General features: G+C 34.3%; 8 protein-coding genes and 2 pseudogenes. 1 reads left to right on the top strand and 9 read right to left on the bottom strand.

From position 1 onward, the window contains the following. Positions 1-419 precede the first annotated feature (419 nt). The 4 genes and pseudogenes from KE503_RS13795 to KE503_RS15095 all read right to left on the bottom strand — a co-directional run. Positions 420-770 (bottom strand): annotated as a pseudogene (locus tag KE503_RS13795) (AAA family ATPase); the annotation flags it as partial. 59 nt (positions 771-829) lie between these two features. After that, positions 830-1,642 carry an aldo/keto reductase gene (locus KE503_RS13790; protein WP_212385608.1) on the bottom strand — a complete coding sequence of 271 codons (813 nt, stop codon included), beginning with the start codon at positions 1,640-1,642 and terminating at the stop codon, positions 830-832. A gap of 258 nt (positions 1,643-1,900) precedes the next feature. After that, positions 1,901-2,011 (bottom strand): nitroreductase family protein, encoded by a 111-nt coding sequence (locus KE503_RS13785; protein ID WP_212385607.1) that lies wholly within the window; start codon positions 2,009-2,011, stop codon positions 1,901-1,903. Positions 2,012-2,028: 17 nt separating this feature from the next. Next, positions 2,029-2,289, bottom strand: coding sequence for a DapH/DapD/GlmU-related protein (locus KE503_RS15095; protein ID WP_212385606.1), 261 nt, complete (start codon positions 2,287-2,289; stop codon positions 2,029-2,031). Positions 2,290-2,432: 143 nt separating this feature from the next. On the opposite strand from KE503_RS15095, the gene KE503_RS13775 reads away from it, so the two are divergent. Continuing rightward, positions 2,433-3,116, top strand: a complete 684-nt coding sequence (locus tag KE503_RS13775; protein WP_212385605.1) for a hypothetical protein — start codon at positions 2,433-2,435, stop codon at positions 3,114-3,116. A gap of 57 nt (positions 3,117-3,173) precedes the next feature. On the opposite strand, the gene KE503_RS13770 is transcribed toward KE503_RS13775, so the two are convergent. The 5 genes and pseudogenes from KE503_RS13770 to gpmI all read right to left on the bottom strand — a co-directional run bounded on the left by KE503_RS13770 (position 3,174) and on the right by gpmI (position 7,967). Beyond that, positions 3,174-3,347 carry a cysteine-rich KTR domain-containing protein gene (locus KE503_RS13770; protein WP_212385604.1) on the bottom strand — a complete coding sequence of 58 codons (174 nt, stop codon included), beginning with the start codon at positions 3,345-3,347 and terminating at the stop codon, positions 3,174-3,176. A 79-nt stretch (positions 3,348-3,426) separates the two neighbouring features. Further along, positions 3,427-4,104, bottom strand: a pseudogene (locus KE503_RS13765) (GGDEF domain-containing protein); the annotation flags it as partial. A gap of 295 nt (positions 4,105-4,399) precedes the next feature. Further along, a complete protein-coding gene (locus tag KE503_RS13760; RefSeq protein ID WP_212385602.1) occupies positions 4,400-5,731 on the bottom strand; it encodes an MATE family efflux transporter in 1,332 nt (443 codons plus the stop codon). Between the two features lie 210 nt (positions 5,732-5,941). Further along, positions 5,942-6,238, bottom strand: a complete 297-nt coding sequence (locus tag KE503_RS13755; protein WP_022374991.1) for a hypothetical protein — start codon at positions 6,236-6,238, stop codon at positions 5,942-5,944. Positions 6,239-6,425: 187 nt separating this feature from the next. Next, complete coding sequence (gpmI, locus tag KE503_RS13750; RefSeq protein WP_022374990.1) at positions 6,426-7,967, bottom strand: 2,3-bisphosphoglycerate-independent phosphoglycerate mutase; 1,542 nt, start codon at positions 7,965-7,967, stop codon at positions 6,426-6,428. Positions 7,968-8,095 lie beyond the last annotated feature (128 nt).

The raw sequence follows: 8,095 nt of genomic DNA, 5'->3' as shown, positions 1-8,095 counted from the left end.
ATATTTTTTAGTAAAAAATCATACTAACTATTGACTTATCATTTTAGCAGATGTATTATCCTTTTTGAGATAATAATTATATTTGCACAATCACGTGGTAGGTGAACAAACTTGAAATCTAAAACACACTATAAGTATTTAATCATCAGTATTCTTTGTTGGATTTTATTTATTGTTGCTATTTTTCCAACACTCAATTCTCCTATTGAAAGAGGATTACAGGCAGTACTTTTCTTATTTTTTGCATATCAGGGTGGGAAGAATTTTCAGAAATTCAGAAAGCATTATGCTGATTAATTTTTATAATATTCCACCAATAACTTCCGTCATCAAACCAGTAAATTAAAAATCATCCCTCAACCACAACCTTGCATACCTTCTTGAAACATGCAACTCCATACTTGATAAAATTTTTCATACCATCCTGTCGTAAAAAGCACACTCCACAAATTTTCTATGCTTTTATCAAGCTCATCATAGGTAAGTTCTGGTACAACATCTTTCTCAATACTCTCTCCTGCTATCAGACATTCTATCTCATTTTTCGTTGATATATCAGCCTTATCTATAAATCTGCGAACGATAGCATTACCACTTGAGTTGGACCAGAAATCCTGTGGTTTAGCGGCAGCATCTAAATATAAACTTTTATAATATTGAATTACATCCCATGGACAATATATATCAGTGTTTCCAAAATGATAACCGTCATACCACTCTTTAACTTTCAAATAATGATCTTTAAAGTTGTAATCATTCAATATTTTTTTACCTCAGCATCTTTTCATCCATTGTATTCATACCATATAAAATAAACCTCCACGAAATGTTAGAAATCAAATGTCAACGGATCAAAACTTGTCCTGTGATTTTCATTCATATGATTTAACTCTTCCATATCTTCTTTTGTAATCTCAAAATCAAAAACATCAATATTCTGCTGTAATCTCTGCTCATTTTTGGATTTTGGAATTGGGATGATTCCCTGCTGAATATTCCATCTTAACAATAATTGTGCAGTTGTTTTATTATATTTTTCTGCGATTTCCTCCATCTTTTTGTTCTCAAGATTTCCTCTTAATAAAGGTCCCCATGCCATGATCTGAATATCGTTTTCTTTACAGAAACTAATCAGTTTTTCATCGTGCATGAGCGGTGTATGTTCTATCTGATCGATCATCGGTTTGATCTCACAGTGTTCTAAAAGATAAGTTAACTGACTGATTTCAAAGTTGCAGACACCGATACTTTTTACCTTGCCTTTTTTGTATAGATGTTCCATTGCTTTCCATGTATCAAGCATTCTAGCTTTGTCTTGTCCTGGCCAATGTACTAAAAATGCATCGAGATATTCTGTCTGCAACTTTTGTAAGGATTCTTTAAAACTGCTGATTGTTTTTTCATAACCTTGGTTACAATTATTAACTTTGCTGATCAGAAAGATATCTTCTCTTGAAATTTTATTTTCTTTTAAGGCATCTCCTAATGCCTGTTCATTTTTATACATCTGTGCGGTGTCGTATAGGCGGTATCCACTTTGATAAGCATATTTGACTGCATCGTTCATTTCTTTTCCGGCTTCCATTTTATAGACACCTAATCCGATTTCTGGAATTTGTGTTTCGTTGTTTAGTCTAAACATTATTGTCTTGCTCCTTTCTATAGCATGAAATGTACTTTTCTTCAAAGTTATTATCGCTTATTTTGTACCTTTCTTCAAGATTTTGAATTTCTTTCTCCAGATATTCTATGTTTTCTCTTAAATTCTAGTATATGGATTTTTATACTGTCCATGTCGATCCATAATGTCCTTCGCCATGCTGCCAGCCTTACCTGTTGTTGTCTAATGCTTCCTCTTTTCTTTATTTGTTACTACATAAAATTCCCATGGTTGCTGATTTCATGCACTTGGGGACTGCATACCAGCTTTTAATATCCGAGGAATTTTCTCTTTTTCTACTGGCTGATTTTTATATTTTCTTATACTTACATGATGAAAAATACTATTCATATATATTCTCCTTTATGTCATAAAATATCATTCTCAATATCTTTTATTTTTTTGGCCGGAATACCACCGATCACACAATTATCCGGTACATCTTTTGTTACTACCGCACCTGCTGCGACCACAACATTATTGCCAATGGTAACACCTGGAAGAATTGTGACATTGTAATGTTTTCGCAGTTCACGGCAAAATTTAATTGTTCCTAATTTTCTCCCATTCACTCCTGCATCCCAAAAATCATAATATAATCCTGCATCTAATTTTTCTTCTTCTGTCATAAGAAACCTCCAAAGTTTTTATAATTACTTCTATTTTATAAAGAAATCAATTCCTTGTCACTATAGTTTCTTAATAATTTAAGTGGTATTTTCTAATATCACCATTTATAATAAAAATACCTAAAAGAAAAGGAGTGCTCATTATGCGTCAAAAATATATAGATCTTGCCATTCATAAACTCGCAGTTGCTTTTGCTTCTCTTGATCTAACATTTCATCCGATGAATACTGGAGTGCCTGGAGATATCACCTCGTATTGGCCTGGAAGTGATGATGAAGATATCTTAATCTGTGTATTTAAAGGGAATCAGATTCATGAACCTTTTCATCGACAGGATTTTTTCTTTCGTGAATATCTTCCAACAATATATACAGATTCTGCTCTTTTCCGCTTTTTTGTTGAACCACAAACAAATAAATTTTCAGAAGAATATATCCACCTGCCTGTCACAAAAGATTATGCAATCCTTACGATCTTAGAACTTATGATTGTAGAATATGCTGATAAAAAAGAAGATACCCAAAAGATATTAAAGTCTATGCTTCAAACTCTGTTACTTCAAATAGCACGTCGATATCGTATTGAAAACAGTGAATCTGATACAAAACCTCTTGCCAGACAGATCATAGATTATATGGATGATCATTCTGATGTTGTCACTTTAAAGGATATTGCTGCTCATTTTTCTTATCATCCAAATTATATTTCTTCTCTTTTGCATAAGGAAACTGAAAGAGCATTTACAGAAATTCCTAAATATAGTTTCATTCTTCTTTTCTCCATTTTCTGTTTTATTTATCTTTATACAAAAAGACACAATATCTGATCGATTTATCGTTCAGTACTGCGTCTTAGCGTCTCACTCTTTGTATATTGTAACATATTAAATTGTTATAACCTTAAAATCTTTTACATTAACTAGTGTTTCTTGTTTACATTTTGGACAGAATAGCAGGAAATTCTTTAATTCTGTATCTTTTCTAAGATTTAATCTTGTTTTTCCTCCGCATCTTGGACATAATAAAGGTTTTTGCTGGTCATCTTCTTTCCATAACATATGATCCTACTAAATGAAGAATCTGTGGATATAAATTAGAGCGATGCTAGGCACCGCTCTTTTTACATAATTAAAAATTTTATATATGACATTCTGATTTTTTGTCATAGTGTAAATGAATCTGCTTTTCATTTAACAGTAGTACATAAAATACCCTTCCATAATAGATATTTTCAACAATTCTTCCATGATCAAATACTGTTACCTGAGTCCCATCTTTTCTGGCAAGTGAAAATTTGACATAATCATTCTCTTGTCCGCCATTTGCATTAATCTGTTTCCAGATACTTTCTTCTACTTCTGTTTGTTCCTGTTTGTTGATGAGATTGCAGAATTTTTGTTTGGTATAAGCAAAAAACTCATCCATATCTTTGCATCCACAAAGATGCAACATTTCATGATTCGCAAACAATAGCTCATCGTCATCTGGATCTGCTTTATAAATCAAAAATGCTCCCGGCAGATTTTCTGAGACATCCATAAAGTCAAAACCAAGTTGCTTTCGAATCTGTCGAAAGCCATCTTTATATGCTACACATCCTTGTTTTCCTCTCAATTTTACTTCATATAAAGCTGCATCTGCACAGTGCGTCAATCCATCATAATTTTTTGCCTGCTGCGGATATTGTGCATATCCTAATGAGATGGTAAAAGAGTGTACTTCTCCTTTATGATAGAATTTCTTTTCTGATCTTGTAAACTCTTTGAACTTGTCATGTATTGATTCACAAGTCTGATTCGGCAACAGAAGGCAAAACTCATCTCCACCATTTCATGCGATCACCGCATTTTTCGGAAAATGTTTTTGCGTTTCTCATATCATTATGAGAAACATAATTTAGTAGCAATACGATTAAAATACACCCAATGATCAGTTCCATCACTGGAACAATCCATATTTTTTGTTTTGAAAAAACTTATGCTTTATCATTTGTATTCAAACTTCTTTCTACTTCACAAAACTACACAAATGCTTTTTTATCCTATCCTAAAAGTATGAATAATACAAGTTAGTAATAAGTCTGACAAAATCATCTGTTGATTTATATTTTTTAGTTTTTTATAAATTTTTTCATAATCCTTAACATAATCCCCACTGCGATCAATGCTGTTACCACATCTGAGCATGCCTGTGATACCAAAACTCCTGTATATCCAAATACATTTGACATGATCAAAAGTGCCAATACATAGATCACTCCCTGTCTGCTAATGGACAGTACAAAAGCTCCTCCTGCATTTCCCACTGCCTGACACACACAAGTTGAAATCAAGGTAACTGACATAAATATCATTCCCATCTGTTGGAATCTTAACATCATAGCTCCATTTGTTATGATATCTGGTTTATCCATAAATACTTTGATGATCTGTGGTGCGAAAATGCACATGATGATCGTAAATAATAATCCTAATCCAATTTCAAAAAGATAAGAAAATTTCAAGATATTTTTTAATCTTTTTTCATTTTTCGCTCCATAATTATATCCAACTAGCGGCTGTCCTCCGAATGCAAATCCTACGAGTACTAAGGCTGTGATCATATTAACCTTTAATGCGATTCCCATGGCTGCAACTTTGTCTGTTCCATATGGGAGTAAGAAATTATTTGTCATGACCATCATAAAGGTCTGCATGATATTTGTGATCGATGCTGGAATTCCGATCATTAAGATATCTTTGACTCTTCTTCCTGTGATCTTCATATGGGATGGGGAACATGTCAGTCTCCTTGATTTCTTGATCACTGCATAGACATAGTAAATATCCGCAATGATATTTCCAAGAACTGTTGCCATCGCTGCTCCTGCTGCCCCTTGATTTAATCCAAAGATAAAGATTGGATCAAAGATGATATTTACAATGGAGCCAATAATAGATCCTGCCATTGACTGGACTGCCAATCCTTCCGCTCTTAGAATGTTGCTTGGCACCATACTGAAAATGATGGATACTGCTCCGATCGCGATCCATGTGTAATAGGCATTGGCATATTCATATGTAACCTTGCTGACTCCTAATAATCCAAGAATCTGTGTGCGGAATAATAATAAGATCACACTGATGCATAATCCAAATACAAGAGAAACCCAGATACAGAACGCACATGTTTTCTTGGCTTCATTATCTTTCTTCTCTCCTAATAATCTTGAAATCACAGAACTTCCACCAAGGCCAAAGATATCTCCAAATGCGATCATTAAGGTAAACATTGGCGCTACGAGTGATACTCCAGCGACCAGTTCCTGTACACCAGTCAGTGCGATAAAATAAGTATCTATCATGTTGTATACAAGTGATACGATCATACTTAATACAACTGGTAAGGCCAGTTTCATATATGCCTTTGGTACCGGCATTTTTTCAAATAAATAATTTTCCATAAATTTTTAAATCTCCTTTCGATTGATACCATTTTATTTGTTTCAACGGCAAAAAACATCCATAATCCTTAAAATATATAATGGATTATGGATGTCCGAACCGTAGCATTGTAATACTATCATTACAACACCCTATCATATCTAATTTTTACACTGTGTGGTATTCTAACAGATTTTTGATGTTTCGTCAAGTTGCAAAGTTGTTATTATTTAAAACTGTGTTCCTCTCTCGATTGCTACCATAAACAGTTCATACATATCATCTTCACCGCTTAGTTTTGGAGAATTCTCTCCGCCACCATTCGTACTTCTTCGCATTGTTGCATAAAATTCTTCTCCTGCGTTGATCAATTCCATTGGATAGATCTCATAACCAAACTCCTGGCATTTCTTACAAAAAGCAATGATTGGTTCCTTTTCTGTTCTTGTTGCTAATAAAGCCTGTTTCATTGTTTCATCATGCAGAGCTTTTTCCTGTAATTCTTCTAATTTTTCGTATACATCCATAATGTTTCACTCCTCTCTGACGACTCTTCTTACTTGATTATCATTATAGCATTTTTTATAATGCTTAAACAATCTATATATTTACTTGAACTTCAAAAAGGCGCCTGTGATTTCTCACAAGCGCCTTTGCTGTTATTCTTATTATATCCTCTTATCTTGCTTCTTTCAAAATGTCTTTAAGAAGATCTTATTTTACGATCAGGGATTTTCCTGTCATTTCTGCTGGCTGTTCCATTCCCATTAACTCGATTAATGTAGGTACGATATCAGCTAAGCATCCACCTTCTCTTAATTTTAATCCTTCTTCTGCATTTACAAGGATAAATGGTACTGGATTTGTTGTATGTGCTGTAAATGGAGCTCCTGTTTCGTAGTCTTTTAACTGTTCAGCATTTCCGTGGTCAGCACAGATGAACATCTGTCCGTTTACTTCTTTGATCGCTTCTACAGCATCTCCAACGCATTTGTCAACTGCTTCTACGGCTTTGATCGCTGCTTCTTCAATTCCTGTATGTCCTACCATATCGCTGTTTGCAAAGTTCATAATGATCACATCATATTTGTCAGATTTGATTGCCTCTACAAGTTTTGCACCAACTTCTGGAGCACTCATCTCTGGCTGAAGGTCATATGTTGCGACTGCTGGAGATTTTACTAAGATTCTGTCTTCTCCTTCATTTGGTTCTTCAACTCCACCGTTAAAGAAGAATGTTACATGAGCGTATTTCTCTGTCTCAGCTAATCTTAACTGTTTTAATCCGTGTTTTGCAAGGAATTCTCCGAATGTATTCTTAATCTCTACTTTATGGAATGCCACTAATTTGTTAGGGATTGTTACATCATATTCTGTGAAGCATACGAATGTTGTCTTGAAGTATCCGTTTGGACGATCAAAACTGTCAAATTTATCATCACAGATAGAACGTGTGATCTCTCTTGCACGGTCTGGTCTGAAGTTATAGAAGATTACGGAATCATTTTCTTTTAATGTTGCAACTGGTGCACCATTTTCCATGATAACTGTTGGTACTACGAATTCGTCTGTAACGTCTTCTTTATAAGATGCATCGATTGCATCGATTGCATTATCTGCTTCATTTCCCTGTCCCATAACGATTGCATTGTATGCTTTCTGTACACGATCCCAACGATTGTCACGGTCCATTGCATAGTAACGTCCAGAGATAGATGCTACTTTACCTACTCCGATCTCGTCCATCTTTGCTAATAATTCTTCGATAAATCCTTTTCCTGATGTTGGAGCTGTATCACGTCCGTCTAAGAATAAATGAACGTATACATTCTCTAAGCCATTTCTCTTAGCCATTTCAAGAACACCATATAAATGTGTATTGTGGCTGTGTACTCCACCATCTGATAATAATCCAAAGCAATGTAATGCAGAATTGTTCTTCTTGCAGTTTTCAATTGCTTCTAACATTGCTTCGTTCTTAAAGAAATCTCCATCCTGGATCTCTTTTGTGATTCTTGTTAATTCCTGATATACGATGCGTCCTGCACCCATATTCATATGTCCTACTTCAGAATTACCCATCTGACCTTCTGGAAGTCCGACTGCCATTCCGGATGCGTTTCCTTTTACGAATGGGTATTCTTTCATTAATTTATCCATTACAGGAGTCTTTGCTTCTGCTACTGCATTTGCTTCTTTGTTTTCGTTTAATCCATATCCATCTAAAATCATCAGGACTGTTGGTTTTTTACTCATTATTTTCTCCTTCATTTCCCAAAAATTAATCTTATTTTATGTCCGTTAATATTATAACGATTTTCTTCTTGAAATTCAACTATTATATGTTTGTATTTATAGACGTACATTCTTATTCGGAGTATAAT

Origin of the sequence: Anaerostipes sp. Marseille-Q3525 (genome assembly GCF_018223505.1) — a bacterium.
GTDB lineage: Bacteria > Bacillota > Clostridia > Lachnospirales > Lachnospiraceae > Anaerostipes > Anaerostipes amylophilus.
The sequence above is the reverse complement of the archived record's forward strand: the minus strand, read 5'-3'. Positions and strand labels throughout refer to the sequence as shown.